A 26,576-nucleotide genomic window follows, 5' to 3' on the forward strand; every position below is an offset into this window, starting at 1 on the left:
GCAACGATGCCGCGTGGCTAGAGCGACGCCCACCAGAGCCGCAGCTGCAAGCCCCACTTCGAGCTCCAGCCGGTGGTGCTGCTCACAAGCGTCCCATCCTTGATGACGAGGAACGTCGGGGTGACACCCACCTGCCACTGGGCAGCCAACGCTCCCGACTCGTCGTTGTGGGTCGGGAAGGTGAGCCCCTTCTTGCTCATCCCCTTGCCAAGCTGCTCTGCATTGCCGGAGCGCAGCGCCACCGTCAGCACGTTTTCCCCCTCCTGCCAGAGCTGCTGCACGGCCGGGGTGGTGAAACGGCACACCCCGCACCAGCTGGCCCAGTAGTAAACCAGCAGCGGCTTGCCGCGGCTCAGGATGGCGAGATCCGTACTGGTGCCATCCTGCAGGGTGACGGGGGCGCTCATCGCCCCCTCCGGCAGGGTCGGGCTGCGCCACAGATCGAGCAGGGTCGAGATGACCAGCGCCAGCAACAGCAGCCAGAGTGCCTCCTTGCCCCAGCGTCGCCAGCGGGGTTGAGGGTTGGTGGTCATCCCTTACCCCAGCTTGGCCAGTTCGGTCTTCACCAGCTGCTCCAGCTCCTCATAGGGAACTGCGCCCGGCACCAGCTGGTTGCCGATCAGGGTTGCCGGTGTGCCCTGCACCCCCAGAATGGTGCCGATACGCAGGCTGTTGCGCAGCTCTTCGGTTGCCTTCGGCACGGGCTTGAGCGCCACGTTGCCGGTGGCGGCCAGCGCCTTGTTGATATCCGCCTCGGTCAGCATCCCCTGCTTGCTCATCAGCTTGTCATGCAGGGCGAGGAAGCGGGCCGGATCCTGCTGCCACAGGGTCAGACTGTACTGGGCCGCCTTGGCAGAACTCTGTCCCTTGAACGGCAGCAGCTTGATCACCAGCCCCAGATCGTCCGGATAGGCCTTGAGCAGCTTGGTCAGCCGGGGATCGAACTGCTTGCAGTAGGCGCAGTTGTAGTCGGTGAACAGCACCAGCGTCAGCTTGGGGTTCTTGGCGCCGAGGCGCGGGCTGGTTGGGCTGTTGAACAGCACATCCTTGTTGCCCTTGATGAAGTTGCCAAGTTGCGCCTGTTGGGCTGCCGCGTTCTGTTTCTCCCAGGATTCGGCCGCTTCGTCGAGGATCTTGGGGTTGGCGATCAGGGTCTCGCGGATCAGCTCCTTGATGCGGGCCTCCTGCTCCGGGGTGAAGGGGGCGGCGTGCAGGGCCGGAGCAGTCAGCGAGCCCGCAAACAGGGCGGTGAACAGGGCGATGGAGCGCAGGTTCATGGAGTTCTCCTTAAAAATGGGTGGCGTTGGTCTGGATCAGACCGGCCTGATTCAAGAGGGTAAGCAGATCGGCCTTGTCCAGCAGGGGGGAGAGGATCTCTCCCTGTGGCAGGCCGGGGCCGTAGATCTGGTTGAAGGGGACGGCTGCCGCCCCGCGCTGGCGCAGGAAGGCGGCGATGGTGTCGTCCGGTTTGCTCCAGTCGCCGCGCAGGGCCACCACATCGGGGGCCGAGAGGGCTGTTTGCACCTCATCACGCAGCAACACGTTGTATTTGTTTGCCTTGCAGGTGACGCACCAGTCGGCGGTGACGTCGACGAAGACCCGCTTGTTCTGGGCGAGGGCATCGGTGATGGCGCGTTCAGAGAGGGGCTGCCAGACCACCCGGTCTATGCTGCCTGCCCCCTGCGCGGTGAAGGCGCCCCCCAGCAGCAGGGCTGCGCCGACAAGCGCCGAGAGGGAGAGAGCCAGCGTGAAGCCGCGCATGCCGTAACGCCAGATGATGCCACTCAGCAGCACCAGCAGCATGGCAACTATCAGCCAGCCGGTGGCATAGCTGCCGAGATGATTGTCGAGCAGGCTGGTGAGCCAGAGGCTGGAGCCCAGCATCATCAGGCCGAGCAGGATGCGCAGGCGCCCCATCCAGCGCCCCGGCTTGGGCAGCCAGAGGGCGATCCGCGGCAGGGCCGCCACCAGCAGCCAGGGCAGGCTCATACCAATCCCCAAAGCTGTGAAGATAAGCCAGAGCTGGCCAAGGGGCGCTGCCAGCGCAAAGGCCACCGCGGTGCCGAGGAAAGGGGCCGAGCAGGGAGTCGCCAGCAGGGTGGCGAAACTTCCCTGCAGAAAGTGACCGCCGAGGCCATTGCCGCCGCTGGTGGCGAGGCGGGTGTTGAGGTTGCTCGGCAGACGGATTTCGAACAGCCCCAGCAGGTTGGCGCAAAACAGCAGGGTGACCAGCACCATAAAGCCGATAAAACCGGCGCTCTGGAACTGGATGCCCCAGCCGACGGCCCCTTGCGTGGCGCGCAGCAGACTGCTCATGGCTGCCAGCACCCAGAAGGAGGCGATGATCCCGGCGCTGGCAGCGAGAAACTGTTTACGCACGGTTCCCTGTTCACGCTGCTGAAGTTGCAGCACAGACCCCAACTTGAGCGCCAGCACCGGCAGCACGCAGGGCATCAGATTGAGGATGAGGCCGCCGAGCAGCGCCGCCCCCAACAACCAGAAGAGGGGCTGGCTCGGCGCTGGCAATACGAGCGCTTCGCCAATCGAGCCTTTGGTCTGCCACGCCTGTTCGCCACTGGTAAGCAGCAGGCCGAGGGATTGGCCACGCAGATCCGGCGCATCTCCCTGCCAGCCATCGCTCACCGGTACCCGGGCGATCAGGGTGTTGCCCTCGACCTCGAGCACCGGCTTGCCAAACTCGGCCCCTTCCAGAGCGTCGATAAAGAGGGCCGGTGATTGCCAGCCCTCTGCCTGCTCGGCGCGCAGTTGCAGCTGGTTGTGCTGATAACCGAGCTCGACCCGGGTGTCGGCGGGCAGCGGTTGGGGCAAATTGCTGATGGCCTTGGCCCAGCCGAAGTCGAAACCGGCTGGCGCCTGCCCATCTACCGCGAGGGTAAAGGGGAAGTCGGTCAGGATGCAGACGTTGCTGCAGGTCGAGAGGCGCAGAGTTCCCTTGAGCGATTGGTCGGCGGGGTAGTTAAGGCTCAGAGGGAAGCGTACCTCCCCCTGATAACCCTGGGTACTGAGTCCGGCCACCTCGAAGTGGCGCGGAGCGGGCCAGCGCCACTGGAAGTCGCCGACCGGCTCATCCCACAGGATCTGGGGCGCAATTCCCCCTTCGCCCGGGCTGTGCCAGTAGGTCTTCCAGCCGGACTCGAGGGCTACGTCGAGCAGGATGCGGGTGTGGTCAGGGGCGCTGCGGTCGGCTTGCAGCCGTACCCGGGCGTGATCATTCTGTGGGCTGGTGAGCCAGCCCGTGTCGCTGGCCAATCCCGTGGATTGCCACAGCAGGCAGGCCATAAGCAGGGCTGCCTTGAAAAAGTTTGTCATCTGTCTGGTCTCGCAAAAAATGAGTAACGGCGAATGGAAAAAGGCCGGAATCATTCCCGCCAGACGCAGAGCGTGAGGTGAAGTCGCCGCTCGGGTGGTGAGATAACCCTTGGCGGTGGTAAGGGAGGGGTATAGCGCCAGAGTGGTGCCAGCAGGGCAATTAGCAGGGCGACGGCAAAGAAGAGTTGTTCGATGCAGAGCAGGGTGGCGGCGCTCAACCATTTGCCATTGAGCTGGCAGCTGGTGGGCTGCGGGCTGACCGGTTTGCCGTCGTTCTGCTCATCATCGATGCTCTGAACGGGCAGGGCCTGACAGGTGAGGGCATGATCGAGCAGTGCCAGCCTGGCCAGCGGCTGGGCCGCACAATTGAGCACCAGCAGGCAGACCAGCAGCAGGAGTCGTTTCGCCACGCGTTGTTGGTGAATCATGCTCGCCCCGTTCATCAAGATGGCCACATCCTAACGGCCAATGGCGGGTGGGGCAAGTTGCCGGCCGTTTTATGAGCGCTGAGGCTGGCGCCGTGTGGTCGGTTCTGTTTGGCGAACGCTTGTTCGCTAAAAGGGGGATCAGTATACTGCGCCGAGTTAAAATTCGAGGTGTTCGATGCTCAAAATTGCCCGTGTGCTGCTGCTTGGTCTGCTGCTCATCTTCTGGTTCCTGTTCGGCCTGCTGCTCTGTCTGGTTCGTCCGCGCCACCCCAACAACGTCTATGTCTTTGCCCGCATGTATCACGCGGTCTGCCCGCTGATCGGGGTCCGGGTCAAGGTGACGGTAGCCGACGAGGTGAAATCGGTCGGGCCTGCGGTCTATGTCTGCAACCACCAGAGCAACTACGACATCTTCACCGTGACCGGTGCGGTGCAGCCCGGCGTGGTCGCGGTGGGCAAGAAGAGCCTGCTCTGGTTGCCGCTGTTCGGCCTTATCTTCTGGCTCTCCGGCAACGTGTTGATCGACCGCTCCAACCGCTCTCGCGCCATCGGCACCATTGGTCAGGTGGTGGAGCGCATCAAGGCGCGCGGCACCTCCATCTGGATGTTCCCGGAAGGGACTCGCTCGCAGGGGCGTGGTCTGCTGCCATTCAAGGCGGGCGCTTTCCATACCGCCGTGCAGGCTGAAGTGCCGGTTGTGCCCATCGTCTGCTCCAGTTACTTCGGCCAGATCAACCTCAACCGCTGGGATAACGGCGAGGTGCTGCTGGAGGTGATGGCCCCGGTTTGCAGCAAAGAGCACGGTGCCGCCGGCATTCGCGAGCTCTCCGAGGTGTGCCGCGCCCGGATGGAGGCCAAACTGGCCGAGCTGGATGGCAAGCTGGGTCGCCATCACGCCGCCTGAACGCCAGCGTAATCGTATTGAAAGGGGAGCCACGGGCTCCCTTTTTTGTTGGTAAAAATCACCACGCCATTGGTTTTTTTCACCAACAAACCGTTATTGGATTCCCTCGCTAAATTCCCATCTATTTGTAAAACAACAATAATTTTTCTTGGCACGGCTCTTGTAATGCAATGGGAAGAGATAGCCATCCCATCCACAAGGAGCCAGACCATGAGCGTGTTCAGCCGCCTGACCGACGTAATCAATGCCAACCTGCACAGCCTGCTCGACAAGAGTGAAGAGCCCGAGAAGATGCTGCGCCTGATGATCGAGGAGATGGAGCAGGTGCAGGTCGATATGCGCACCCAGGCCGCTCGCGTCATCGCCGAGCAAAAACAGCTGGAGCGCCATCAGCAGGCGTTGCAGGTGCAGATCCAGGAGTGGTCGGCCAAGGCCGAGTTAGCCATCCAGAAGGGACGTGAGGATCTGGCCCGCGCCGCCCTCACCGAGAAGCTGGCGGAGGTCAAAAAATGTGAACAGCTGGAGCAGGACAAGGCCCGGGTCGCCGAAGTGCTGGCCCAGCTTACCGCCGACAGCGAACGGTTGGCCGCCAAGCTGACCGAGGCGCGGGAGAAGCAGAAACTGCTGACCCTGCGCGAGCAGACCGCCCATAGCCGCATTCGTGCCCGCGCTCAGGTGGACAACCAGCGTATGCATGAGCTGATGGCCCGCTTCGAAGGCTTTCAGGGGCGGGTCGATCAGCTGGAAGCCCAGCTGGAGGCAGCCACTCTGGGGCAGAATCCCTCGCTGGAGGCGCAGTTCCGCGAGCTGGAACTCAATGACGAGATAGAGCGCGAGCTGGCCCGTCTCAAGGGTCAGAAGGTGGAGGCATAACCATGACTCCCTGGCCCAAGGATCTTGTCCATCGCAAGCTGACCGGCGTCTGCGCCGGCATTGCCCAACGGCTGGGGATCTCCAGAGTGACGGTGCGAGTGGTGGCCCTGCTTGCCCTGATCCTGGTGCCGCCGCTGGCGCTGGCTGCCTATCTGCTGGCGGTGCTGGTGATGCCGCCCCGTTATGAATTGAAACGCTGGCTGGATTGACCGCAAGGCAGCCCGGCGGCACAGAGTGCCTGTAAGGAGCAAGTTATGCTGGAATTTTTCATATTGCTGGGAGTGTTGCTGGTGATGGCGCTGACCGGTTTTACCCTGGTGGCCATGCTGCTGGTGAGCGGCGTGTTTGTGCTGCTGGGGCTGTTGAGCGGCATGCTTGCCCTGATCATCAAGCTGGCCCCCTGGTTGCTGCTGGTGCTGGTGGTCTGCTGGCTTATCAGCCATCGCAGCAGGCGGTCCAATACCTATCTGTAATCACTGCAAGTCGTGTCGTTATCCCTGAACTCCCTTTTGCCGGCCACCCGTGAGGTGGCCTTTTTTATGGCCCGGCTTTGCCTTTTATGGTTCTGCGTTGCCGGGATTGAGCCAGCGCAGGCTCCACGGCAGCCAGAGATCGGGGCGGGTGACGAGCTGCTCCTTGAACGCCTTGGGCTGCTGCTTGAGGCGATATTCGAGGCGCAGGGCCGCACCTTTGTCGCCTACCTCCTGCTGCCACACCAGTGCCAGCGGCCCCTTGCCACGCAGGGCGCGGGAGCCCTTGCCGCTCTGATGCTGGCGCAGGCGGCGCTCCGGCGCCGTGCTGATCCCGGTATAGAGCAGGCCAGCAGCGGTGCGCACCATATAGATTGACCAGCAGGAGGGCGGGGTGGATGGCGATGCCGGAGCCCCGGTCGGGGGTTTTCTCATTCATGCTCTCTGTGCCAAACTCAAAAGCAGCTCAAGGAGGTGCGATGAGAGTCTGGTTCTGGTTGTGGTTGCTGTTGTCGGTTCCGGCTCTGGGGGAGACGATCCGTCTCTATGATTACCACCAGCATCCCCCTTTCAATACCGGGGTGAATGCCGGCTTGAGCAGCGAACTGGTGAAGTATCTCAATGAAAGGCTGGGAGGTGAACCCAGGATCGAGCTCTGGCTGGTCAATCGCGCCAGACTGGCGCTGGAGATGTCGGATCCTGCCTTCAACGGTCTGGTCGCCTGGGTCAACCCGGCCTGGGTCGGGGATCCCCAGCGCGAGCTATACCTCTGGACTTTCCCCATCATGCGCGACACCAACGAGCTCATTTCAAGTCGCCAGCATCCGGTTACCTATCGTGGCCCTGACTCCCTCAAGGGGATGGTATTTGGCGGTGTCGATGGGTATCGCTATCTGGGGATCGATGATGCTGCGGCCCGGGGCGAATTGGAGCGCCACGATGCCAAGAAGGTGAAGACCAATCTCGATCTGCTGGTGCGCGGCCGAATCGATGTCACCCTGGTGCCCGGTTCGGCCCTCGCATTTTTCACCCACGTCCCGGACTATGAGGGCAAGCTGTTCGTCTCGCCCTTTGCCCAGTCCAGCTATACCCGCCACATTCTGGTGCCCAAGTCCCGTCCCGAACTTCATGCCCGGCTCAACGACATTGCCGAGCAGATGGATCGGGATCCCGCCTGGCACAAGATCCTGGAGTCCTACCGCGGCGCCCCCTGAGGCTGACGCTTGAGGCGGTGCAGCGGCACCAGACTTACCAGCAAGCCCGCCCAGACGAAGGCGAAGCCGACCGTCTTGATGGGATCCGGCGTTTCACCAAACCAGTAGATGGCGAGCAGGAAGGCGAGGCTGGGCTCGATATATTGCAACAGTCCCACCGTGCTCATCCGGGTTCTCGCCACCGCGTAGCAGAAGAGCCCCACCGGCAGCAGGGTGGCGGGCGCACTGCCCATCAGCAGCAGTTTGTCGGCCAGATCCCCGTTCACGAATGCCCCTTCCCCGTGCCACGCCAGCGTGCCGATGATGATCAGCGCGACGGGCAGTTGCACTATGGCTTCCAGATAGAGGCTGGTGCCGGTGTCGTAGTGGATCTTCTTCTTGATAAGGCCGTAGCAGGCGAAGTTGGCCCCCATGATGAGGGAGAACCAGGGGAGCTGGCCGTAGCAGAAGAGCATGTAAGCGAGACCCGCCAGTGCCAGGGCGACAGCCAGATGTTTTTGCGGGGTGAGCCGCTCTTTCAGGAAGATGACGGCGAATACGATATTGAACAGCGGCGTCATGAAGAAGGCGAGGCTGGTGGTCAGTACCTGCCCTGTGGTGAGGCACCAGGTGAACATGCACCAGCTGATCGACATGACCGGGCCAGCCAGCAGGATGAGGCCGAGCTGGCGCGGTTCGTTGCGCAGCCGTGCCCAGGGCACCTTGTGGCCAAGCAGCAGAAACAGGCCTCCAAGCAGGACAACCGACCAGAGCACGCGGTGGGAGATGAGCTCCCACATGTTGACCTCGGGCATGAATTGATAATAGAGCGGCAGCATCCCCCAGAGGATGAAGGAGAGGGTCGCCGTGCCCGTGCCTAGCCAGTTTTTCATCTCTACCTGTTTATTAAATTAAACATCTATCGGTGAATAATAAATAGAGGCCACCCCTTTCACAAGCGAGATCTGGTGGAAAACTCTGTTACTATCGCGCTCATGAGTCGACTGGATAGCCTGTTTGAAGAGATCCGTGCCTGCCGTCTGTGCGAGGCGCATCTGCCGCTCGGGCCGCGGCCGGTGATCCGTGGGGCCGAGAGTGCCCGCCTGCTGATCATCGGTCAGGCGCCCGGTACTCGCGTGCATGCCAGCGGTATCCCGTGGGATGACCTCTCTGGCGATCGCTTGCGCCACTGGCTCGGGGTCGATAAACCCACCTTCTACGACGAATCACGCATTGCGATTATGCCGATGGGGCTCTGTTATCCCGGCAAGGGCAAGTCGGGCGACCTGCCACCCAGACCCGAGTGTGCGCCCACTTGGCATGATAAGGTGTTGATGCTGCTGCCCAATATCGAGTTGACCCTGCTAATCGGTCAATATGCCCAGCATCGCTATCTGGGCAAGGCGGCCAGGGGATCGCTGACCGAGACGGTGCGCAGCTGGGCCGACTATGGCCCCGGCTGGTTGCCGCTGCCGCACCCTTCACCGCGCAACACCCTCTGGCTCAAAAAGAATCCCTGGTTCGAGCAGGAGGTCATCCCTCATCTGCAGCAAAGGGTCGCCCCTTTGCTGAAACGACCCTGAGTATTAGACCGCTGGCTCGGCCAGCGGCTTTGACTTGCTGCGCGCCATGGCGATAAGTGGCAGGACGATGCAGATACAGCCCAGCAGCAGCGGCAGACCCGGCTGCTCGTCAAACAGCCATACCCCGATGGCGACGGCCATCAGTAGGCCGGTATATTCCGCCGAGGCGATCTTGCTCGCTTCCGCCTTGCGATAGGCCACCACGCATAATCCCGCATAGACCATGATCAGCGCCGAGGAGCCGAAGGCGGGCCACCACATCTGCCACTGCCAGTCGCCCCCTTCCCACCAGGCCAGCGCGAGAATGAAGGGCATGCTCAGCACGTTGGTGAAAAACAGGGTCTGGGCGATGGGCTGCTTGAGCGGGATCCGCTTGATCAGCAGATTGTTGAGCGCCATCGACAGCGCTACCCCGAGCGCCGCCAGTGCGGCCCAGTTCACTTCGGTCGGGCGCAGCACGATCAGTACCCCGATAAACCCGATGACTGCGGTCAGCACCTTCTGGCGCGAGATCGCCTCTCCTGCCATCCACACTGCCAGCGGCACCATCATCAGGGGCGCGGCATAGAAGAGGGCGTTGGCAGTGGCGAGCGGCAAGCGGGTGAGGGCGACCACCATCAGGCAGACACCGACCGCCCAGATATGGGCCCGCAGCAGGTGCCACTTGATGGCCACCGGCGGGTTGCGGCGCCATGACCAAAGCAGCCAGGGCATCAGCAGGAGGGCTGCAGAAACCTGGCGGAAAAAGACAAACTGGAAGATGGGCTGATCCGGCTCCAGCACCTTGACCAGCGCATCGGAAAAAACCGCCACCATATTGCCCAGCACCAGATAAAGGATGCCGATCCCTACTGCATTCATACCACCTCCCACTTCAGATGGGCGGAGGGTAGCGTGCCGGTTGATATCCAGTAAAATGATAAAAAATGACCACTCATGAGATATTTAGATAATGAAGCTTCCTCCCCTGCGTGCGGTGCAATATTTCGAGGTGGTGGCCCGGCTGCTCAGCTTCTCCCGCGCCGCTCTGGAACTAAACGTCAGCCAGAGTGCGGTCAGCCACCAGATCCGTCTGCTGGAGGATTTTCTGGGTGAGCGCTTGCTGCTGCGTCAGGGACGGTTGCTCTCGCTGACGACGCAGGGCGAGAGCTATTTCGAGGGGATTGCTGCCGGGCTCGGCCAGATTGCCCAGAGCAGCGAGCAGCTGCGCGGGGGCGGCGAGATGCGGTTGCGCCTCGCGGTCTACAGCTCGTTTGCGGTGAAGTGGCTGATCCCGCGGTTGGCCGGACTGCGCCAGCTCTATCCCGAGCTGGATCTGAGTCTGGAGATGGTAGCGGAGGATCCCGAGCTCTCCGATCGGGTGGCCGACTGTTTTATCACAGTCTCACCCCACGGGCGGGGCTACTGCCACGACCTTATCTATCAGGAGCGACTCTTTCCGGTCTGCAGCCGCCGTTTGTTGCAGCAGGTGGAGGGGGAGTGGCCAGATGCCATCTGGCAACTGCCGCTGCTGTCGGTACAGTCCATCTACAAGGCGCGGGGGGAGGATTGGCAGCGCTGGGCCAAGGTGGGTGGGCTTGTGATTCCGGACGAGGCGCGGATGCACCACTTCAGCCATGTGTTGCTGGCGATGGAGGCGGCGGCCTGGGATCAGGGGGTGGCGTTCGTGAATGACTACATGCTGCGGCCCGATGATCCCCAGCTGGTGGCCTTGCCGGTACACCAGCTGGAGACGGGGGATGCCTTCTACTTTACCTGCAAGCGCTCGCGGGCCCATGAGCCCGCCATCAACCGGTTACGCCAGTGGCTGATGATGGAGACACGCCAGAGCATGCCTCTCTAGCGTGGTATCAAGCCTTCTTGAACTGGCTTAGGACAAACAGGCTGGTGGCGCAGACGACGACTGAAGGCCCAGCTGGGGTGTCCTGATACCAAGAGAGGGTCAGCCCGCCGAGTACGGCGAGACAGCCAATCAGTGCGGCAAAGCCGGCCATCTGCTCCGGCGTCTGACTGAAACGGCGGGCGGTAGCGGCGGGGATGATCAGCAGGGAGGTGATGATCAGCGCCCCGACAAACTTCATCGCTACGGCGATCACCAGCCCGATCAGCAGCATCAGCACGCAGCGCAGCACATCGACCCGGATCCCTTCTACCCGTGCCAGCTCTTCCGAGATGGTCATGGAGAGCAGGGGATCCCACAGTCGCCATAGGGTGAGCAGCACCAACGCGCCACCGCCGTAGATCCAGAGCAGATCCATCGGTTGTACCGAGAGCAGGTCGCCAAACAGGTAGGCCATCAGATCCACCCGCACGTTATCCATAAAACTCAAGGTAACCAGACCGAGCGACAGGGCGCTGTGGGCCAGAATGCCGAGCAGGGTATCGGTCGCCACCTGCTGGTTGCGACTCATGATCACCAATAGCATCGCCATGGCGAGGCAGCAGACCACTACCGCCAGGGTGAGATCGACTTGCAGCAGGATGCCCAGCGCGATGCCGAACAAGCAGGCATGGGAGAGGGTATCGCCAAAATAGGCCATCTTGCGCCATACCACGAAGCTGCCGAGGGGGCCGGCCAGCAGGGCGATGCCGAGGCCGGCCGCGAGGGCGTATAACAGAAAGCTGTCCACTTGAATGTCCTGTTGCTTGCGCTATTTGCTGTGAGCGTTGTTGCGAGAGGGCAGGCGGATGACGGGAGCCTGCGGTTCATGATGATGGTGTTCGCCGTCGCAGTGGTGATGATGGGTATAGACCGCCAGCACCTCCTGCTCCGGTCGCCCGAACAGGCGGGCAAATTCAGGATGGCGGGCCACGCTCTCCGGTTCGCCATGGCAGCAGACATGGCGATTGAGGCAGATCACCTCGTGGGTGCTGGCCATCACCAGATGCAGGTCGTGGGAGACCATCAGCACGGCGCAATTGAATTCGGCGGCAAGCTTGCCGATGAGGGCGTAGAGCTCGATCTGGCCGTTGATATCAACCCCCTGCACCGGTTCATCCAGCACCAGCAGTTCGGGTTTGACCAGCAGAGCGCGGGCCAGCAGTACCCGCTGCATCTCGCCACCGGAGAGCTTCTGCATCCGGTTGTCCAGTAGCCCTTCGGCACCGACTCTGGTCAGCGCCTCTTCGATGGAGATCCGCCCCTTCTTGCCCAGTTGCAGAAAGCGGCGCACTGTCAGCGGCAGGGTGGGATCCAGATAGAGGCGCTGGGGTACATAGCCGACTCTCAGATCGCGGGTGCGGATGATCTGGCCGGAATCCGGGGTGAGCAGACCCAATACCAGTTTGCTCAGGGTGCTCTTGCCCGCCCCGTTGGGGCCGACCAGGGTTGTGATTTTGCCTTTATTGAGGGTAAAGGAGACCTTGTCGAGCACTGAGCGTCCATCGAACGAAAGACAGACCTCTTTCAGCTCTACCAGTTGGGTCATGACAGCTCCGGGGTTTACAGCCAGTGAGAGTTATAATATAACAAAAAACAGAAGCTGTTATATTATCACACAATCATCCGCTGACGAGATTCACCAATGAGAATTATTGCTTTTTTCACTGCCCTGCTGGCGGTGAGTTTGCCTGTTCGTGCCGTGGAGGTGCTGACCACCATCAAGCCCCTCGGCTTTATTGCGGCGGCGATCACGGAAGGTGTGAGCGAGCCGGAAGTCCTGCTGCCAACCGGCGCTTCTCCCCACGACTTCTCTCTGCGTCCCTCCGATGTACGCAAGATCGGGGAGGCGGACTTGGTGGTCTGGGTCGGCCCCGAGCTGGAGGGCTTCATGAGCAAACCTCTGGCCAATCACCCCCATGTCTTGACCCTGACCCAAGTGCCGGGCATGCCGCTGTTCAACTACGCGACCAAGGATAGCCATGATGGCCATCAGCACCATCAGCACGATGACCATGCAGCTCATGACCACGACGATGAAGGGCATGAAGGTCATCATCATGAAGGGATCGATCCCCATATCTGGCTCGGCCCGATGCAGGCCAAGGTGATTGCCGGCGCTATCGCCAGCGAGCTGGGCAAGCAGGATCCGGCCAACAGGGCGCGCTACGAGGCCAATCTGGCCGCGTTTACCGCCAAGGTCGATGCCAGAGATAAGGTGATTGCCGGGCAGATGAAAGCGGTGAACCAGAAGGGGTACTTCGTATTCCACGAAGCGTATGGCTACTGGGAGCGCCACTACGGCATGAGTTCCAAGGGCCACTTTACCGTCAGTCCGGAGCGTCGTCCGGGAGCAAAAACACTGGTCGAGATCCGCAAGGCGCTGGAGGAGAAGCAGGCAAGCTGCATCTATGCCGAGCCGCAATTCTCGCCAGCGGTGATCGAGTCGGTTGCCCGCAATACCGGCGCCAGAGTGCTGCTGCTGGATGAGGTGGGTGAGCAGGTTCCGCTCGGTCCGGATGGTTATCCCCGGTTCATGGAGCAGTTGGCCAACGCTTTTGCCCAGTGTCGCTGACACTGGGCCCAAAGAGTCTGCTCTCTGTTGTCTGGGACTATACTGACCTCCAGCATCTGACATGGAGTGTCCGGTATGAAATGGCTGTTAATCCCCACCTGCATGCTGGCACTCGGTTGTGCCGGCGTGCAGGCTTCCCGCCTGTCGGAATATATCGCCAGCCCCGAGCTGCGGGAGAAGTTGCAGGAGGTCTACGGCGGGCGTGCCATTCAGCGCGCCGAGGCGTTTTCCCGCTTGCTGACGCCCAGAGCCGGCACCACGGATCAGCAGAAAATCGAGCTGGTAAATCACTACTTCAATAACCTGACCTACAGCGATGATCCCAGATTGTGGGGAGAAGCAGACTACTGGGCCAATCCATTGGAGTTTATCGGCGCTCGCGGTGGCGACTGCGAGGATTACAGCATCTCCAAGTACTACACCCTGATGGAGCTGGGGGTGGACGAGAAGAAGCTGCGGCTGGCTTACGTCAAGGCGGTGCGTTACAACCAGTTCCACATGGTGACGCTCTATTTCGCGACCCCCAAATCAGATCCGCTGGTGCTCGACAACATCAACAGCCGCATTCTGCCCGGAAGTCAGCGCACTGACCTTATCCCTGTCTACAGCTTCGATGCCAAGAGCATCTGGATCATGAAGTCCCGCCGTGAGGGAACGCTGGCAGGCAGTGCCGACAGGCTGGCGCAGTGGACGTCGATGAAGACCCGGTTCTCCAGCGAGCAGTTGCGCTCTCCCCGCCGCCAGCTATAGCTTCCCGGCGGCTTTCAACTCGGCAAAATAACGGGCTGCGCCCGGATGCTGCTCAATGCTCAGCACCGGGCCGGTTTTGTTGCGCGCCTGATGGAACATGTTGGCGTAGCCATAAGTCTGTTCGTTGAACTTGGTCTGCTGTGCCAGCATGGCACGGGTCAGGTTATAGACCTCTTCTTCGGGAGTAGTTGCATTGGTCACCAGAGTGGCCGCGATGGCAAAGGTGGGTGTGGCTTTCAAGTTACCCGGATAGATGCGCGCGGGCACCTGGCTGCGCTGGTAATACCTGACCCCCTTGATCAGCTGGTCGCGCAGAGCGCCATCGACCGGCAGAAATTGGATGGCACACCGCTTGGCGGTATCGAGCACAATCCGGTTGGGGTGTCCCATCACCAGTCCATAGGCATCGATCTGTTTGCTGCAGAGCGCCTCGGCTGCATTGGCCATGCTTTTCAGGTCGAGGTCCTGCTCCTTGGCGCCCAGCAAGTTGAAAAGAGCCAGCGCAGTCTGGCGGGTACCGGAGCCCTTCAGCCCCATATCGATAGGGGCGAGTTTGAGTTGCTCCAGCGAGGAGATATCGCCGTCGGCCCGGATCACTATGGTAAAGGGTTCGGCGTGGGTTGCGAACAGCGCGCGCAGGCCGGTTTGTGCGGCGTTGGCGAAGGGGCCGCTACCCTGACTGGCCTGATAGAGCCAGTCAGACTGCACCATGGCGTAGCGGCTTTCACCGCTCCGCAGTCGCTGCAGGTTCTCCATCGAACCGGAGGTTGCCTGCAGCGCACAGCTGATCTGCGGGTCAGTCTTGTGTGCGAGCCGGCAGAATTCGCTGGTGACCTGATAGTAGATCCCCTGTTCACCCCCCGTTGCTATGGTGGCCGGTGCGGCCATTGCTCCGGCTTGGCCGAACAGCATCAGCAAGATAGCCAGCTTTTTCATGATTGTGCCTCCCTCGCATAACCATCAATTCCCCAGGTGCGCAGCTTGTCGATGTTGCTGCCAGTGCCCGCCTCGGCCAACAGGGTGTAACCAGCCGCGTGCATGGTTTGCGAGAGGAGATGCCAGTAGAGCGGCTCCTCGCTCAGCTGACAGCAGACAAAGACAGGATTGAGGGGATCGAGTTGATTGAAGGTCTCCGTATTGAGCGGAATAGCGCTAAACGCCAGCTCAACCCCCTGCTCCTGCAAGCGGGTCAATATCGACTCACCCTCAGCCGGGAAAGCGGTCACATCCCAGCGCCAGTCGAGAGTCTTTCCTCTTCCCCGGGTCAGCAGCGGTGCTATGGCTTGCCACTGCGGGTGGTGGAGCAGGGAGAGCGGTAGCGAGATCCCTTCAACATGGTGTTGCAACCATTGTTCCAGAACCGCTTGAATGGTGGTCAGCTCGCTGTCGGCGGTGAGTGCCGGGTGTGGCAGGAAGCGTTGGTAGAGGGTGATCTCGCCCTGTGTCGAGACGAAGGTTTGCAGGTGACCGCCACGGGTGTCGGTTAGCCCTTGCAAGGGTTGTGCTGCGGATGGCTGCAGTTGCTTGCCCATCTGGGTTATTTTGAGGCGTTGCTGCAGCAGGTCGCGCTTGCGCTCGGAGACCAGCTGGTTGATGGAGAGCGCCACCTCTTTGAGATCCTGCAGCCAAGGGGTGGGGAGGGCGCTGTTGAACTGGTGCTTGCGGATCCGGATTAGCTGCTGGTTGATCTGCGCCAGCGGCTTTAGCAGCCGTTGGCTGACCAGGGAGATCACCAGAGTAAAGACAATCAGTCCACCCAACAGTGCCAGTCCGATACGGCTGATGGCATTCCACAGGTGCTGGTAGGCGTAGCCGCTGTGACCTTCCAGTGTCAGGGTACCGAGCATGCGCCAGCCATCGGTCAGTTCTTGCTCAATCTTGACCGGTGGCATGCCGATAACCGAGGGAAGCCAGCCAGGCACGTTTTGCTGGGTGGCCTGGAACACCTTCTGGAACAGCAGTTGTCCGTCCGGGTCGACCAACCTGACAGAGCTGACGAAGCCGCCATCGAACATGGCATTGACGATGGTTTCGGCCAGCACCTTGTCATCGTTGAGCAAAGTACCTTGCAGCACCAGACCCAGAGCGGTGACGGCAGTCTCCAGATTGGCAGACATCTGGTCGATGATGGATTGGCGGACAGTGGTGATTTCCAGCACAAACAGCAGGATGGCACCGATCAGAAACAGGATGAGGATTATCCTGCTCAATAGTTTTGATAACGTCATCTCCACTCCATGGAAAAGTTATTGCAACATTTGCGGTTTTTATTCTGGCGCTATGGCGAGCCGGTTCTTAAAAATAGGAAAAAATGGTTAAAAAAGACGATCATTTCTGCCCATCCGGGCTGGTTATGCATAAAATGTGAAGTTCATGCAGATTGCGATGAACTATTTGTATCGTTTTTTGTCAAACAGACAGTTTTATGCGGATTTGGTACTACCACATCGCAACTCACACTCTTCAGATATAAAGACAGGATAGCGGATGAAACGTCTCCGTCCCTTGGTAGCACAGGCTGCCAATTGGGAACCACCGGTTCCCCGCAAACACTTTTACGCAATGGTGATGCTGACGGCGATGACCCTGTCAGCAGTGGCATTGCTGCCGGCTCCGGGGGACATTCTGGAGCGGCCCCTGCGTTTGGAGTTGCCGATTGATACCGCGGGTACGGCAACCAACGAAAACAACACCGACTTTAACGAAATCCCCGATCACGAACTGGTTGATCCCGCCACGCCGGACGATGATATTCCGGTTGATACCGCCCCGCAGTGGCAGGATTACCGGGTGCGCAATGGCGAGAATCTGACCGCCATCTTCAACAATCTGGGGCTCTCGACCACCACCCTCTACAAGGTGCTGGATGCGGACAACAAGAACTATCTGGCGCGGCTCAAACCGGGTCAGACCATCGAGTTGCTGATCGATCAGGACAACATCCTGCAGCAGCTCAAGATCCGCCTGAACATCAAGCAGACGCTGGTGATGGCGCGCACCGACGACACCTATACCGCCTCGATGATCAACGAGAAGGTGGACTGGCAGCCGCAGCGCTACGATGGCGTGATCAATGGCAGCTTCTATGTCAGCGCCCGTAATGCCGGTATTCCGGCCAACCATATCCAGAAGATTGCCAACCTGTTCCAGTGGCGGATGAACTTTGCCCAGGATCTGAAAAAGGGTGACAAATTCAAGGTGCTGGTACGTCAGGAGACCGTCGAGGGCAAGAGCACCGGCAACAGCCAGCTGCTGGGTGTGGAAGTGACCAGCCAGGGCAAGACGGTATCGGCCTGGCTCTCCGATGACGGCAACTATTACGACGGTCAGGGCAACAGTCTGGAGCGCGGTTTCCGTCGCTATCCGACCCACAGCCGCTACCGGATCAGCTCCAACTTCAACCCGGCGCGTAAACATCCGGTAACCGGTATGGTGCGTCCTCACGAGGGCACCGACTTTGCCGTGCCGGTCGGCACTCCGGTGCTGGCGACCGGTGATGGTGTCGTCCAGAAGGCAACCAGCCACCCGCTGGCAGGTACCTATGTCGTCATCAAGCATGGCCGTACCCTCTCGACCCGTTATCTGCACCTGAGCAAACTGCTGGTCAAACCGGGTCAGCGGGTCAAGATGGGTGACAAGATTGGCCTCTCCGGCAACACGGGGCGCTCGACCGGTGCTCACCTCCACTACGAGCTGCGCATTAACAATCGACCGGTCAACGCCATGACTGCCAAGCTGCCGATGGCCGAACCGCTCAGCGGCAAGGAGCGTCGCCAGTTCCTGGCCAAGGTGAAAGGCTACCGCAAGGAGCTGGCCGCAGGTTGATACCTGTCACCGCCTGAAATGAAAAGGCCCCGCCAGATTGGCGGGGCCTTTTTGCATGAAAAATCAGGCGCTAGTAGCCCTTGTCGAAGTCTATTTTGCCGTCTAGGGGCTGGCCGTCGATGAATCGGATATAGTTGCGCACGAAGATCTGGGCCACATCCTCGGGGAAGCTGTAGGCGCTGTTGTGAGGGGTAACGATGAGGTTGGGTTGCCCCCACAGCGGGCTGTCGGCGGGCAGTGGCTCCTGCTCGAACACATCCAGCACCGCCATCGCCAGCTTGCCGGTGCGCAGGGCCGTCAGCAGATCGCCGGAGTGGACGGCATTGCCGCGTCCCACGTTGAACAGGATGGCGCCCGGTTTGCAGAACTCGAAGCGGGCGGCATTGAAGAGGTGGCGGGTGTCGCGGGTCGCCGGCAGCACGCTGACGATGACATCGGCCTGCGCCAGGATCTTGTTGAGTGCCGGCAGCTGGTAAACCTGATCAAAGCTGGCCCGCTCCCTGCCACTGCGGCTGATGCCAAGTACCTTCATGCCAAAGTGCTTGCCGGTCTGGGCGATATGCTGGCCAATGCTGCCGGTGCCAAGGATCAGCATGGTTTTCCCCTTGAGCCCCTGATAGGGGTGGCTCTGCCAGAGACGCTGCCTTTGCTGTTCCCGATAGAGAGGAATTTGTCGCATCAAGCTGAGCAGATGGCCAAAGACATATTCGCTCATCAGCGGGCCGAAGATGCCGCGCACGTTGGTAAGCTGGTAGTCGCGCCGGCTGTCCGGGTCGAGCAGTACGTCCACTCCGGCATAGGTAGACTGGAACCATTTGAGTTTTCCCGCCTTGGGGAGGAGCGGTTTGGCACGGGCCGGTTCTGCCATCAGAATATGGGCTTCGCCGATCAGCTTCTCGGCATCGCTCTGGTTATCGGCTCGCAGAATGCGCAGATGGGGGAGATTGGCGGCCTTGAGCAGACGTTCGTAGTGAGCATTATCCTGGCTGAGCAAAAGAAGGGTACGTTGGCTCATACTCTTGTTCCTTATCAGAATTTGCGGCGCAACAAGATGCCGCTCTCGTCCCATCTTACCCGAGTTGCCAGCGCAACATAGCCGACCAGGGCGCTTTTTCGTTTTCGCAGCGCCCCTCGTGGGCTACAATCTGCCCCACATTTTGCAGAGGATCCGACTCCAGTGTTTGGTGACAAGTTTTATAAGCGACTGGCCGAGCTACAGCCTTGGCAACAGACCGTCTACACCCTGGCGCTGGCAGAGCGCATGTACCCCAACTATGCCCTGTTCAGTCAGGCCTCCGGCTTTGGCAATGCAGAGGCCTTCCGGCATGCGCTGGATCAGATGTGGAACTACCTGACCGTCAAGGGTTCCCGGGTCAATCTGGGTGCCATTCTCGAAGAGTTCGAAGCCCATATTCCGGATCCCCGCAAGTTTGAATCCTACGGTGCCTATCCGGCTCTGGATGCCTGCGTGGCGCTGGGCTGTGCCTACAACTCGGTGATCTGCCGTGTTGGGGAAGAGGCCAACGATGCCAGCCATGCCTCCGTTGGTACCGTTGCCGGTTTTATCGAGATGATGGAAGAGCGGGATCTGACCGAAGAAGAGCTCTACGAGCACGAATACATGGAAGCCGAGCTGGAGTTTCAGGTCGAGCTGCTCAAGCGGGTTGCCCATGAGCGCGACAGCGACCGCATTCTGGCCATCAAGGCCTTTGCCGCTCAGGATGGCGTCTCCAACATTGGTATCAGCCTGGAAGAGTAATCGCCGGTGCCGGCCCACTAAAAAAGCTCCCGTTTCGGGAGCTTTTTTTATGCCTGCTCGGCGGTCAGGGGGCTGACGCTCAGCACCGGGGCGGCATCTATCCCGTCGGCATTCATCATGGCTGAGATGCGCTGCAGGGAGGAGAGCAGCAGGGTCTGTTCCCAGGTTTCAAGGGATTGGAAACGCTGGATAAAACTCTCTTGCAGTGGTGTCGGCGCTTCGGCCAGCAGGGCGCGGCCGGCATCGGTCAGGGTCGCGTGTACCTTGCGCTTGTCGGTCTTGCTGCGAACGCGCTGCACCAGCTGGCGGCTCTCGAGGCGATCCATGATGGTGGTGGCGGTAGCCTGACTCATGTTGGTGTGGTCGGCCAGCTGGCGCATGGAGATCTGGCCCAGCTCATCAATCCCTTTGAGCAGCAAGAGTTGTGGCGAGGTGAGACCCGCCTCCTTGATCAAGCGCTTGGAGTGCATGTCGATGGCACGAATGATCTGGCGCAGCGCTACCAGCACTTCATCATGTTTTTCCATGGTGTCGGAGTAGGAAGTCGGGTTGAAAGGGGGAAAATTCTGCTCCCGGTAGATAAAAAGGTCAATATAGTTATTACTCAAATGGTTTATGTTCAAATTAATTTTGTGTTAGTTTAGCCCCTCTTTGCGCTGTTTAACCTGACAAGAGAGGAGTAAACATGACCAATGAACTGGATATCAAGACCCTGGCCAGCGGCCTGAAAGTCGTGCGGGTTCGCTATGAACTGCCTGATACATCAGCCTTTGTCCGCTATCAGCCCGCCTATGATGAAGACCCGAACAACCTCAAGGTTCACCACTACGACGGCGAACTGCCGCTCTCCTGTAGCGAAACAGGTACTTTCAACCTAAAGGAGTTGGTGAACGAATTGCGTTACGCCTATGTGCTGGTGCACCTCTTTCCTGACGAAAGCGCCATGCAGTTCTATCTGACCGGCCTCGATACCGGATTGGCCCAGCTGGAGTTCATCGGCGGCTCCTACGACTTCAACCGGCTCTGGATCACCAGCGGTATCTCCAATCTGGGCGTGCCCATGGCCATCTTCCTCGGCAAGCGCCACGCGGTGAACGGTCAGCCTTCGGTCACCCTGGTGGATCACCGGGAGCAGGCGGCAGGCAAGCTGGTCTATCGCGCCATCGGTGGTGCCGGTGATCACGTGGGCGAAGAGTTTTTCAACAACGACTAAGGAGGCTGGATGAGAGCAAGCAAAGGGCTATTTAAAGGCCTCAACCCCACCATGGCCATGACGGCGTTGACCGTCATCACCTTGTTTCTGCTGTTCGGGGTCTTTGTCCCCGAGACGGCCGCCAGCTGGTTTGTCGGGGCCAAGGATCAGATTATTGCCGGGTTCAAGTGGTACTACATTCTGGTGGTCGCCCTGTTCCTGTTCTTCGCCGTCTACCTGATGTTCAGCCGCTTCGGCAACATCCGGCTGGGCGACGACGACCAGGTACCGGAGTTCGGCTACTTCGCCTGGTTCTCCATGCTCTTCAGCGCGGGCATGGGGATCGGGCTGGTGTTCTGGAGCATCGCCGAGCCGATGAACCACCTGCAGGGCAACCCTTTCATTACCGAAGGGATGACCCCGGAGGCGGCCCAGATCGCCATGCGCCTCACCTTTTTCCACTGGGGCCTCCATCCATGGGCAATCTATGTGATCGTCGGCTTGTCGCTCGCCTTCTTCAGCTACCGGCGCAAGCTGCCACTGGCCATTCGTTCCGTGCTCTATCCGCTGCTCGGCGATCGTATCTACGGCTTCTGGGGCCACGCCGCTGACGTGCTGGCGGTGTTCGGTACCGTGTTCGGGGTGGCGACCTCCCTTGGCCTGGGTGTTTCCCAGATGAATACCGGCCTCAACCAGATGTTTGGCATGGAAGTATCGCAAGTGAATCAGCTCTGGCTGATTGGTGGCATCAGCCTGATCGCCACCCTCTCGGCGGTCTCCGGGGTCGGGCGCGGGGTGAAGATCCTCTCCGAGCTCAATATCTGGCTGAGCGTCTTCGTGCTCGCGCTCTTTCTGGTGCTGGGGCCGACCACCTATATCCTCAACGCCTACGTGCAGAACATCGGTGATTACCTGCAGAACATCGTCAAACTGAGCTTCTGGACCAACACCGAAGCCAATGGCACCTCGGCCTGGCAGTCGAGCTGGACGGCGTTTTACTGGGGCTGGTGGATCGCCTGGGCGCCGTTTGTCGGCATGTTTATCGCCCGCATCTCCAAGGGGCGTACCATCCGTGAATTCGTGCTCGGCGTGCTGTTGGTGCCTTCGCTGCTCGGCATGTTCTGGCTCACCGTGTTTGGTGGTACGGCGATGAATCTGGAGCTGTTTGGTGGCGGCGGTGTGGTCGCGGCGGTCAATCAGGATGTGACGCTGGCGCTCTACAAGACGGTCGAACTGCTGCACTGGGAGACCTTCGGCTGGATTGCCAAGGGCGTGCTGACCCTGCTTATCTGCACCTACTTCATTACCTCCAGTGACTCGGGCACGCTGGTGATTACGACCCTGCTCTCCATCGGTGATCAGGATCCTCCGGTACCGCACCGCGCGCTCTGGGGGCTGGGCCAGGGGCTGGTCGCTGCGATTTTGCTGGTCTCCGGCGGTCTTGCCGCCCTGCAGGCGGCCAGCATCATAGCCGCGCTGCCCTTCTCGGTGATCATGCTGGCGATGTGCTATTCGCTGATGCTGGGGCTCAAACAGGAGAGCCAGCGCCAGTTCGAGTATCGTCAGAACCTCAAGCGCCACGATGGCTCATCCCATATGAGCTTGCTGGAGCGCATCGGCCCGGCGTAAACCGCCAGTCTGAACTCAGCTAAATGACAAAACGGCCGTACTGGTGAGGTCTCCTGCGGGAGCCTCGTCAGTACGGCCGTCTGTTCTTGCGCCGGGGTAGGGGTTACTCCTCGATAAAGGTCCACTCATCCTTGATGCGGCTGATGGCATCGGTCCGCTTTTTGGCAAGCTGCTCCTTGATCTCTTCCCCCTTGTAACCGGCCGCAACTATCTCTTTCACCGGCACTGCCTGGGCGGCAGCCAGTGCTTCGGCCACATAGTCAGGTTCGGCGTAGACTCGCTCCTCGAAGCCGGTGCGGCCGTGGAAGTCGGCGCGGCAGGCATCCAGCAGCTGGGCAAAGCGCTCGGGGCGGCGCCAGGCATCAGCCTTGTCGAACACCTTGAGCAGGGTAGCGGGCTTGAGCTCAAAGGCGATGTGGATGTGGGTGTGCAAATCGCTCACCAGCAGAGCCAGATCCCGGCACTCGTTGGGTACCCGGAACCGTTCGCACAGGGCGCGAATAAGCGGCAGCCCCTTCTGGCCGTGACCATGATGGCTGGGCCAGAACTCCTTGGGGGTCACTCCCTTGCCAAGGTCGTGGCAGAGGGCGGCAAAGCGCACCGTCAGCTCGGGGGAGATCCGGCACGCCTGCTCCAGCACCATCAGGGTGTGGATGCCGGTATCGATCTCCGGATGCCACTTGGCCGGGGCGGGCACGCCGAACAGGGCATCGATCTCGGGGAAGAGCGCCTTGAGGGCGCTGCATTGGCGCAGCACCTCGATAAAGATCTGCGGGGTTGGCCCCAGCAGCACTTTTTCCAGCTCCTTCCAGACTCGCTCCGGTGTGAGGTGGGCCAGCTCGCCAGCCGCTGTCATTTCGCTCATCAGGGCGAGGGTCTCCGGCGCGATGACAAAGCCCTGAGCGTGGAAGCGGGCGGCGAAGCGGGCAACCCGCAGGATGCGCAGCGGGTCTTCGGCAAAGGCGGGGGAGACGTGGCGCAGCAGCCGTTTCTCCAAATCTTTGATGCCACCGTAGGGATCATGGAGCTCTCCCTGTTCATCTTCGGCGATGGCGTTGATGGTGAGATCCCGGCGCAGCAGATCCTGCTCCAGCGTCACATCGGGGGCGGCGTGGCAGACAAAGCCGGTGTAGCCCTGACCCTGTTTGCGTTCGGTACGGGCGAGGGCATACTCCTGCTGGGTTTTGGGGTGAAGAAACACGGGAAAGTCGCGACCGACCTGGGTAAAGCCCAGCGCCAGCATCTGCTCCACGGTGGCGCCGACCACCAGATAATCCCTGTCGCCCTGCGGCAATCCCAGCAGGCGATCCCGTACTGCTCCCCCAACCAGATAAGTCTGCAAACCATCTCTCCCGTCAACAATCGTGGGGCCGAGTATATCGTCTTTGTTACTGCATTGCTGCCCGGCCGTGACCGGGAAAATGTGGGGTAATCGAGTGTGGCAGCAGGGCTTTGACTTGGGCGTTACGAGGCCGTACCCTGCCGCACCAGACGGCTGGCTCTGTATTGCGCAATGGCTTTACTACCGAACAGCCAAAATAAGCCGAAGGAACCGCAGAGTTCCCTATATATCAACGACATGAGAACAACGTGAATCAATCAACCTTCGCAAGCCGGGTTCTGGAGTGGTATGAGCTTCATGGCCGCAAGAGCCTGCCATGGCAGCAGGAGAAGACTCCTTACCGGGTCTGGGTCTCGGAGATCATGCTGCAGCAGACCCAGGTCGCTACCGTGATCCCCTATTACCAGCGTTTTATGGCGCGTTTCCCCGATGTGGTGGCGCTGGCCGATGCCCCCGTGGACGAAGTGCTGCACCACTGGACCGGGCTTGGCTACTACGCCCGGGCCCGCAACCTGCACAAGGCGGCCCAGCAGATCCGCGAGCATCACCACGGCCTCTTTCCCGAGCGCTTTGACGAGGTGATGGCGTTGCCGGGGATTGGTCGCTCAACCGCCGGGGCCGTGCTGTCGCTCTCCCTCGGTCAGCCTCACGCCATCCTTGATGGCAACGTGAAGCGGGTACTCACCCGCTGGCTGGCGCTGCCGGGCTGGCCCGGCCAAAAGCAGGTGGAGAACGAGCTGTGGGAGATCGCCATCCGGCTCACTCCCAAGCTGGGCGTGGCGCAATACAATCAGGCGATGATGGATATCGGGGCAACGATCTGCACCCGCAGCAAGCCTGCTTGCGAGCGTTGCCCGGTGCGGGCCGATTGCCAGGGGCTGTCGCAAGGCAACCCGACTGCCTACCCCAACAGCAAGCCGAAGAAGAGCATTCCGGCCAGGGATGGCATCATGCTGCTGATCCGCCATGGCGACGAACTGCTGCTGGAGAAGCGGCCGCCGCAGGGGATCTGGGGTGGGCTCTACTGCTTCCCGCAGGTCGCCTCGCTGGCGGAGGTAGAGGGTCTGCTGGCGTCCCTTGGCCTGAGTCATCACGATTATCGGGAACTGGCCGGTTTTCGCCATACATTCAGTCACTTCCACCTCGATATCCAGCCGCTGCTGATCGAGATTGAGGCAGCGCCAGCGCTGCGCCTCATGGAAGCAGATAACCGACTCTGGTATAACTTACGCCATCCTGCCGAGGTGGGGCTGGCGGCCGCCACGGCCCGTCTGCTCGCCTATCCGGAGCTACAACCATAGAGGTCAACATGAGCCGTACTGTATTTTGCCAACGCCTGAAAAAAGAGGGCCCGGGCCTGGATTTTCAACTCTACCCGGGCGAACTCGGCAAGCGGATTTTTGACAACATCAGCAAGGAAGCCTGGGCCGAGTGGCAGAAGAAGCAGGTGATGCTGATCAACGAAAAAAAGCTCAATATGATGAATCTTGAGCATCGTCAGTTGCTGGAAAAAGAGATGGTCAGCTACCTGTTTGAAGCGGGTGAAGTGCAGATCGAGGGTTATACCCCTCCCAGTCAGTAAGCAATCGAGCTGTAGTACCTGTGAGCGGGGAGTGGAGCCAAAGGTGATCAGCCTCCCCTTGTTTACTCGCGGCATATGAATGATGGGCGGCACTGTCGCCCTGTTTGAGGATCCTATGGGCCGAATTTTCTGGCTGCTGTGCACCCTGCTGTTTCTCTCTGCCTGTTCATCTTCTCCCAAGCCCAGCGGGAATGAGGATGATGATCTCGTCAACGGCAAGGACATCCGCGGCTTTGAACACATGATCAGTGCGCTCTCCCATAACGTGAACGAAATATGGGGGCGAGAGGCGCTGTTTGCGGGCAAGTATGACTACGTCAAATACACGGATCAGTACAAGAGCCGTGCCCACATCGACTTCTCCAGCGGCCATATCATGGTCGAGACGGTATCTGGCGTAGATCCCCGTGCTCACCTGCGTCGTGCCATTGTCGAGACCCTGTTGACACCGGACGATCCGGCCGAAGTGGATCTTTACTCCGACCGTGAAATCATGCCCGGCGGCGAGCCTTTCCTCTATGGTCAGGTGGTGGACAATCAGCGTCAGCCCATTCGGGCATCCTGGCGTGCCGAACGCTACGCCGACTACCTGCTCAACACGGCGATGAAGAAGCGCACCCTTGGTATTCGCACCATTTTCTTCGTCGATATCCCCATGGTGGCCAACCACGAAGACAGACGGGGTTACAAGTACGCCAGCCTGATCCGTGAAGCCTCCCGCAAATACGGGGTCTCTGAAAGCCTGATCTATGCGGTGATCAAGACCGAGAGCAGCTTCAACCCCTATGCGGTGAGCCATGCCAATGCTTATGGCCTGATGCAGGTCATTCCGGCGACGGCCGGGCGTGACGTCTATGTGCGGGTCAAGGGCAAGAGCGGTCAACCGACCCGGGAAGACCTGTTCAATCCGGCCTACAACATTGATGTCGGGACTGCCTATCTGCATCTGCTGCAGACCGTCTATCTGTCGGATATTCAGGATCCCCAGTCCCGTCGCTATGCGGTGATCTCCGCCTATAACGGTGGGGCTGGCGGGGTGCTCAACACCTTCTCCAGCGATCGCAAGGCGGCGCCAGGCATGATCAACCAGCTCTCACCCGAGGCGGTCTATCAGGTGCTGACCGAGCAGCATCCCAAGGCGGAAGCTCGTCGCTATCTCTACAAGGTCAATCAGGCCGAGAAGGGGTTCAAGCGAACATTTGCCAGCCGTTCCGGTTAACGGGTCGCAGCGGCAGAACGGAAAATGAAAAAGGGCGCTTTCA

At 60.3% G+C, this 26,576-nt stretch carries 31 protein-coding genes; 16 read left to right on the plus strand and 15 right to left on the minus strand.

Annotated features, from left to right (window positions below):
- Positions 1-17: 17 nt before the first annotated feature.
- The 4 genes from NOM67_RS12150 to NOM67_RS12165 are packed head-to-tail and all read right to left on the minus strand — an operon-like array spanning position 18 to position 3,758.
- On the minus strand, positions 18-533 hold the full coding sequence (locus NOM67_RS12150) for a protein disulfide oxidoreductase (protein ID WP_255937387.1): 516 nt from the start codon (positions 531-533) through the stop codon (positions 18-20).
- A 3-nt stretch (positions 534-536) separates the two neighbouring features.
- Positions 537-1,277 (minus strand): DsbA family protein, encoded by a 741-nt coding sequence (locus NOM67_RS12155; RefSeq protein ID WP_255937390.1) that lies wholly within the window; start codon positions 1,275-1,277, stop codon positions 537-539.
- A 10-nt stretch (positions 1,278-1,287) separates the two neighbouring features.
- Complete coding sequence (locus NOM67_RS12160; protein ID WP_255937393.1) at positions 1,288-3,330, minus strand: protein-disulfide reductase DsbD; 2,043 nt, start codon at positions 3,328-3,330, stop codon at positions 1,288-1,290.
- 50 nt (positions 3,331-3,380) lie between these two features.
- Positions 3,381-3,758: a hypothetical protein gene (locus NOM67_RS12165; RefSeq protein ID WP_255937395.1), complete on the minus strand. Its 378-nt coding sequence runs from the start codon at positions 3,756-3,758 to the stop codon at positions 3,381-3,383.
- 175 nt (positions 3,759-3,933) lie between these two features.
- On the opposite strand from NOM67_RS12165, the gene NOM67_RS12170 reads away from it, so the two are divergent.
- The gene (locus tag NOM67_RS12170; protein WP_255937396.1) at positions 3,934-4,662 is read left to right on the plus strand and encodes a 1-acylglycerol-3-phosphate O-acyltransferase; all 729 of its coding nucleotides are present in this window, start codon (positions 3,934-3,936) and stop codon (positions 4,660-4,662) included.
- On the opposite strand, the gene NOM67_RS12175 is transcribed toward NOM67_RS12170, so the two are convergent.
- A complete protein-coding gene (locus tag NOM67_RS12175) occupies positions 4,650-4,850 on the minus strand; it encodes a hypothetical protein (protein WP_255937397.1) in 201 nt (66 codons plus the stop codon). The genes NOM67_RS12170 and NOM67_RS12175 overlap by 13 nt on opposite strands.
- 22 nt (positions 4,851-4,872) lie before the next feature.
- Between NOM67_RS12175 and pspA the strand changes: the two genes are divergently transcribed.
- Genes pspA through pspG form a run of 3 tightly spaced genes read left to right on the plus strand, consistent with a single transcriptional unit; the run spans position 4,873 to position 6,008 of the window.
- Entirely contained in the window at positions 4,873-5,535 is a 663-nt protein-coding gene (pspA, locus tag NOM67_RS12180; RefSeq protein WP_139394224.1) for a phage shock protein PspA, read from the plus strand.
- Between the two features lie 2 nt (positions 5,536-5,537).
- A complete protein-coding gene (locus tag NOM67_RS12185; protein WP_124241612.1) occupies positions 5,538-5,744 on the plus strand; it encodes a PspC domain-containing protein in 207 nt (68 codons plus the stop codon).
- A 45-nt stretch (positions 5,745-5,789) separates the two neighbouring features.
- Positions 5,790-6,008, plus strand: a complete 219-nt coding sequence (pspG, locus tag NOM67_RS12190; RefSeq protein WP_041209239.1) for an envelope stress response protein PspG — start codon at positions 5,790-5,792, stop codon at positions 6,006-6,008.
- 84 nt (positions 6,009-6,092) lie between these two features.
- Here the strand turns inward: pspG and NOM67_RS12195 are convergent, their stop codons facing one another.
- On the minus strand, positions 6,093-6,440 hold the full coding sequence (locus NOM67_RS12195) for a GIY-YIG nuclease family protein (protein WP_255937400.1): 348 nt from the start codon (positions 6,438-6,440) through the stop codon (positions 6,093-6,095).
- A 44-nt stretch (positions 6,441-6,484) separates the two neighbouring features.
- On the opposite strand from NOM67_RS12195, the gene NOM67_RS12200 reads away from it, so the two are divergent.
- The gene (locus NOM67_RS12200; protein WP_201967782.1) at positions 6,485-7,219 is read left to right on the plus strand and encodes an ABC transporter substrate-binding protein; all 735 of its coding nucleotides are present in this window, start codon (positions 6,485-6,487) and stop codon (positions 7,217-7,219) included.
- Here the strand turns inward: NOM67_RS12200 and rarD are convergent.
- Entirely contained in the window at positions 7,201-8,091 is an 891-nt protein-coding gene (gene rarD / locus NOM67_RS12205; RefSeq protein ID WP_255937405.1) for an EamA family transporter RarD, read from the minus strand. The two genes, NOM67_RS12200 and rarD, sit on opposite strands and share 19 nt — an antisense overlap.
- 102 nt (positions 8,092-8,193) lie before the next feature.
- On the opposite strand from rarD, the gene NOM67_RS12210 reads away from it, so the two are divergent.
- A complete protein-coding gene (locus tag NOM67_RS12210; RefSeq protein WP_255937722.1) occupies positions 8,194-8,781 on the plus strand; it encodes a uracil-DNA glycosylase family protein in 588 nt (195 codons plus the stop codon).
- A 3-nt stretch (positions 8,782-8,784) separates the two neighbouring features.
- Here NOM67_RS12210 and NOM67_RS12215 read toward each other — a convergent pair whose 3' ends face one another.
- Positions 8,785-9,642: a DMT family transporter gene (locus NOM67_RS12215; RefSeq protein WP_255937408.1), complete on the minus strand. Its 858-nt coding sequence runs from the start codon at positions 9,640-9,642 to the stop codon at positions 8,785-8,787.
- Positions 9,643-9,733: 91 nt separating this feature from the next.
- Here NOM67_RS12215 and NOM67_RS12220 point away from each other — a divergent pair, with 91 nt between their 5' ends.
- Positions 9,734-10,624, plus strand: a complete 891-nt coding sequence (locus NOM67_RS12220) for a LysR substrate-binding domain-containing protein (RefSeq protein ID WP_255937411.1) — start codon at positions 9,734-9,736, stop codon at positions 10,622-10,624.
- Positions 10,625-10,631: 7 nt separating this feature from the next.
- Here the strand turns inward: NOM67_RS12220 and znuB are convergent, their stop codons facing one another.
- Together znuB and znuC are read right to left on the minus strand one after the other, a co-directional pair.
- A complete protein-coding gene (znuB, locus tag NOM67_RS12225) occupies positions 10,632-11,411 on the minus strand; it encodes a zinc ABC transporter permease subunit ZnuB (RefSeq protein ID WP_033115078.1) in 780 nt (259 codons plus the stop codon).
- Between the two features lie 21 nt (positions 11,412-11,432).
- Positions 11,433-12,209: a zinc ABC transporter ATP-binding protein ZnuC gene (znuC, locus tag NOM67_RS12230; RefSeq protein WP_156853623.1), complete on the minus strand. Its 777-nt coding sequence runs from the start codon at positions 12,207-12,209 to the stop codon at positions 11,433-11,435.
- A 96-nt stretch (positions 12,210-12,305) separates the two neighbouring features.
- Between znuC and znuA the strand changes: the two genes are divergently transcribed.
- Positions 12,306-13,235 carry a zinc ABC transporter substrate-binding protein ZnuA gene (znuA, locus tag NOM67_RS12235; protein WP_255937426.1) on the plus strand — a complete coding sequence of 310 codons (930 nt, stop codon included), beginning with the start codon at positions 12,306-12,308 and terminating at the stop codon, positions 13,233-13,235.
- 75 nt (positions 13,236-13,310) lie between these two features.
- Positions 13,311-13,985, plus strand: coding sequence for a transglutaminase-like cysteine peptidase (locus NOM67_RS12240; protein ID WP_071912588.1), 675 nt, complete (start codon positions 13,311-13,313; stop codon positions 13,983-13,985).
- Here the strand turns inward: NOM67_RS12240 and NOM67_RS12245 are convergent.
- Both NOM67_RS12245 and NOM67_RS12250 read right to left on the minus strand, forming a co-directional pair.
- Complete coding sequence (locus NOM67_RS12245) at positions 13,980-14,921, minus strand: TAXI family TRAP transporter solute-binding subunit (RefSeq protein WP_255937432.1); 942 nt, start codon at positions 14,919-14,921, stop codon at positions 13,980-13,982. The two genes, NOM67_RS12240 and NOM67_RS12245, sit on opposite strands and share 6 nt — an antisense overlap.
- Positions 14,918-16,213, minus strand: a complete 1,296-nt coding sequence (locus tag NOM67_RS12250; protein WP_255937434.1) for a LapD/MoxY N-terminal periplasmic domain-containing protein — start codon at positions 16,211-16,213, stop codon at positions 14,918-14,920. Before NOM67_RS12250 ends, NOM67_RS12245 begins: the two co-directional genes overlap by 4 nt.
- A 259-nt stretch (positions 16,214-16,472) precedes the next feature.
- Between NOM67_RS12250 and mepM the strand changes: the two genes are divergently transcribed.
- The gene (gene mepM / locus NOM67_RS12255) at positions 16,473-17,810 is read left to right on the plus strand and encodes a murein DD-endopeptidase MepM (protein WP_071912594.1); all 1,338 of its coding nucleotides are present in this window, start codon (positions 16,473-16,475) and stop codon (positions 17,808-17,810) included.
- 70 nt (positions 17,811-17,880) lie between these two features.
- Here the strand turns inward: mepM and NOM67_RS12260 are convergent, their stop codons facing one another.
- The gene (locus NOM67_RS12260) at positions 17,881-18,825 is read right to left on the minus strand and encodes a D-2-hydroxyacid dehydrogenase (RefSeq protein WP_033115071.1); all 945 of its coding nucleotides are present in this window, start codon (positions 18,823-18,825) and stop codon (positions 17,881-17,883) included.
- A 162-nt stretch (positions 18,826-18,987) separates the two neighbouring features.
- Between NOM67_RS12260 and NOM67_RS12265 the strand changes: the two genes are divergently transcribed.
- On the plus strand, positions 18,988-19,569 hold the full coding sequence (locus NOM67_RS12265) for a YjaG family protein (RefSeq protein ID WP_041209226.1): 582 nt from the start codon (positions 18,988-18,990) through the stop codon (positions 19,567-19,569).
- Positions 19,570-19,616: 47 nt separating this feature from the next.
- Here NOM67_RS12265 and NOM67_RS12270 read toward each other — a convergent pair whose 3' ends face one another.
- The gene (locus tag NOM67_RS12270; RefSeq protein WP_255937725.1) at positions 19,617-20,096 is read right to left on the minus strand and encodes a MarR family winged helix-turn-helix transcriptional regulator; all 480 of its coding nucleotides are present in this window, start codon (positions 20,094-20,096) and stop codon (positions 19,617-19,619) included.
- A 158-nt stretch (positions 20,097-20,254) separates the two neighbouring features.
- Here NOM67_RS12270 and NOM67_RS12275 point away from each other — a divergent pair, with 158 nt between their 5' ends.
- Both NOM67_RS12275 and NOM67_RS12280 read left to right on the plus strand, forming a co-directional pair.
- The gene (locus NOM67_RS12275) at positions 20,255-20,782 is read left to right on the plus strand and encodes a hypothetical protein (protein ID WP_042032612.1); all 528 of its coding nucleotides are present in this window, start codon (positions 20,255-20,257) and stop codon (positions 20,780-20,782) included.
- A 9-nt stretch (positions 20,783-20,791) separates the two neighbouring features.
- Positions 20,792-22,390, plus strand: a complete 1,599-nt coding sequence (locus NOM67_RS12280; protein ID WP_219278303.1) for a BCCT family transporter — start codon at positions 20,792-20,794, stop codon at positions 22,388-22,390.
- A 103-nt stretch (positions 22,391-22,493) separates the two neighbouring features.
- Here the strand turns inward: NOM67_RS12280 and NOM67_RS12285 are convergent, their stop codons facing one another.
- Positions 22,494-23,732, minus strand: a complete 1,239-nt coding sequence (locus NOM67_RS12285; protein WP_255937445.1) for a multifunctional CCA addition/repair protein — start codon at positions 23,730-23,732, stop codon at positions 22,494-22,496.
- 248 nt (positions 23,733-23,980) lie between these two features.
- Here NOM67_RS12285 and mutY point away from each other — a divergent pair, with 248 nt between their 5' ends.
- The 3 genes from mutY (at position 23,981) to mltC (ending at position 26,533) form a co-directional block, all read left to right on the plus strand.
- Positions 23,981-25,033: an A/G-specific adenine glycosylase gene (gene mutY, locus NOM67_RS12290; RefSeq protein WP_255937448.1), complete on the plus strand. Its 1,053-nt coding sequence runs from the start codon at positions 23,981-23,983 to the stop codon at positions 25,031-25,033.
- An 8-nt stretch (positions 25,034-25,041) separates the two neighbouring features.
- Positions 25,042-25,314 carry an oxidative damage protection protein gene (locus tag NOM67_RS12295; protein WP_041209221.1) on the plus strand — a complete coding sequence of 91 codons (273 nt, stop codon included), beginning with the start codon at positions 25,042-25,044 and terminating at the stop codon, positions 25,312-25,314.
- Between the two features lie 115 nt (positions 25,315-25,429).
- Positions 25,430-26,533 carry a membrane-bound lytic murein transglycosylase MltC gene (gene mltC, locus NOM67_RS12300; protein ID WP_255937451.1) on the plus strand — a complete coding sequence of 368 codons (1,104 nt, stop codon included), beginning with the start codon at positions 25,430-25,432 and terminating at the stop codon, positions 26,531-26,533.
- Positions 26,534-26,576: the final 43 nt, after the last annotated feature.

The sequence above is a fragment of the Aeromonas sp. SG16 genome (assembly GCF_024436135.1).
GTDB lineage: Bacteria > Pseudomonadota > Gammaproteobacteria > Enterobacterales > Aeromonadaceae > Aeromonas > Aeromonas jandaei.

Bases quoted from the DNA above. Each gene is read 5' to 3' on its own strand.
- NOM67_RS12150 (WP_255937387.1), bottom strand. From the start codon at position 533: ATGACCACCAACCCTCAACCCCGCTGGCGACGCTGGGGCAAGGAGGCA.
- NOM67_RS12155 (WP_255937390.1), bottom strand. From the start codon at position 1,277: ATGAACCTGCGCTCCATCGCCCTGTTCACCGCCCTGTTTGCGGGCTCG.
- NOM67_RS12160 (WP_255937393.1), bottom strand. From the start codon at position 3,330: ATGACAAACTTTTTCAAGGCAGCCCTGCTTATGGCCTGCCTGCTGTGG.
- NOM67_RS12165 (WP_255937395.1), bottom strand. From the start codon at position 3,758: ATGATTCACCAACAACGCGTGGCGAAACGACTCCTGCTGCTGGTCTGC.
- NOM67_RS12170 (WP_255937396.1), top strand. From the start codon at position 3,934: ATGCTCAAAATTGCCCGTGTGCTGCTGCTTGGTCTGCTGCTCATCTTC.
- NOM67_RS12175 (WP_255937397.1), bottom strand. From the start codon at position 4,850: ATGGCTATCTCTTCCCATTGCATTACAAGAGCCGTGCCAAGAAAAATT.
- pspA (WP_139394224.1), top strand. From the start codon at position 4,873: ATGAGCGTGTTCAGCCGCCTGACCGACGTAATCAATGCCAACCTGCAC.
- NOM67_RS12185 (WP_124241612.1), top strand. From the start codon at position 5,538: ATGACTCCCTGGCCCAAGGATCTTGTCCATCGCAAGCTGACCGGCGTC.
- pspG (WP_041209239.1), top strand. From the start codon at position 5,790: ATGCTGGAATTTTTCATATTGCTGGGAGTGTTGCTGGTGATGGCGCTG.
- NOM67_RS12195 (WP_255937400.1), bottom strand. From the start codon at position 6,440: ATGAGAAAACCCCCGACCGGGGCTCCGGCATCGCCATCCACCCCGCCC.
- NOM67_RS12200 (WP_201967782.1), top strand. From the start codon at position 6,485: ATGAGAGTCTGGTTCTGGTTGTGGTTGCTGTTGTCGGTTCCGGCTCTG.
- rarD (WP_255937405.1), bottom strand. From the start codon at position 8,091: ATGAAAAACTGGCTAGGCACGGGCACGGCGACCCTCTCCTTCATCCTC.
- NOM67_RS12210 (WP_255937722.1), top strand. From the start codon at position 8,194: ATGAGTCGACTGGATAGCCTGTTTGAAGAGATCCGTGCCTGCCGTCTG.
- NOM67_RS12215 (WP_255937408.1), bottom strand. From the start codon at position 9,642: ATGAATGCAGTAGGGATCGGCATCCTTTATCTGGTGCTGGGCAATATG.
- NOM67_RS12220 (WP_255937411.1), top strand. From the start codon at position 9,734: ATGAAGCTTCCTCCCCTGCGTGCGGTGCAATATTTCGAGGTGGTGGCC.
- znuC (WP_156853623.1), bottom strand. From the start codon at position 12,209: ATGACCCAACTGGTAGAGCTGAAAGAGGTCTGTCTTTCGTTCGATGGA.
- znuA (WP_255937426.1), top strand. From the start codon at position 12,306: ATGAGAATTATTGCTTTTTTCACTGCCCTGCTGGCGGTGAGTTTGCCT.
- NOM67_RS12240 (WP_071912588.1), top strand. From the start codon at position 13,311: ATGAAATGGCTGTTAATCCCCACCTGCATGCTGGCACTCGGTTGTGCC.
- NOM67_RS12245 (WP_255937432.1), bottom strand. From the start codon at position 14,921: ATGAAAAAGCTGGCTATCTTGCTGATGCTGTTCGGCCAAGCCGGAGCA.
- NOM67_RS12250 (WP_255937434.1), bottom strand. From the start codon at position 16,213: ATGACGTTATCAAAACTATTGAGCAGGATAATCCTCATCCTGTTTCTG.
- mepM (WP_071912594.1), top strand. From the start codon at position 16,473: ATGAAACGTCTCCGTCCCTTGGTAGCACAGGCTGCCAATTGGGAACCA.
- NOM67_RS12260 (WP_033115071.1), bottom strand. From the start codon at position 18,825: ATGAGCCAACGTACCCTTCTTTTGCTCAGCCAGGATAATGCTCACTAC.
- NOM67_RS12270 (WP_255937725.1), bottom strand. From the start codon at position 20,096: ATGGAAAAACATGATGAAGTGCTGGTAGCGCTGCGCCAGATCATTCGT.
- NOM67_RS12275 (WP_042032612.1), top strand. From the start codon at position 20,255: ATGACCAATGAACTGGATATCAAGACCCTGGCCAGCGGCCTGAAAGTC.
- NOM67_RS12280 (WP_219278303.1), top strand. From the start codon at position 20,792: ATGAGAGCAAGCAAAGGGCTATTTAAAGGCCTCAACCCCACCATGGCC.
- NOM67_RS12295 (WP_041209221.1), top strand. From the start codon at position 25,042: ATGAGCCGTACTGTATTTTGCCAACGCCTGAAAAAAGAGGGCCCGGGC.
- mltC (WP_255937451.1), top strand. From the start codon at position 25,430: ATGGGCCGAATTTTCTGGCTGCTGTGCACCCTGCTGTTTCTCTCTGCC.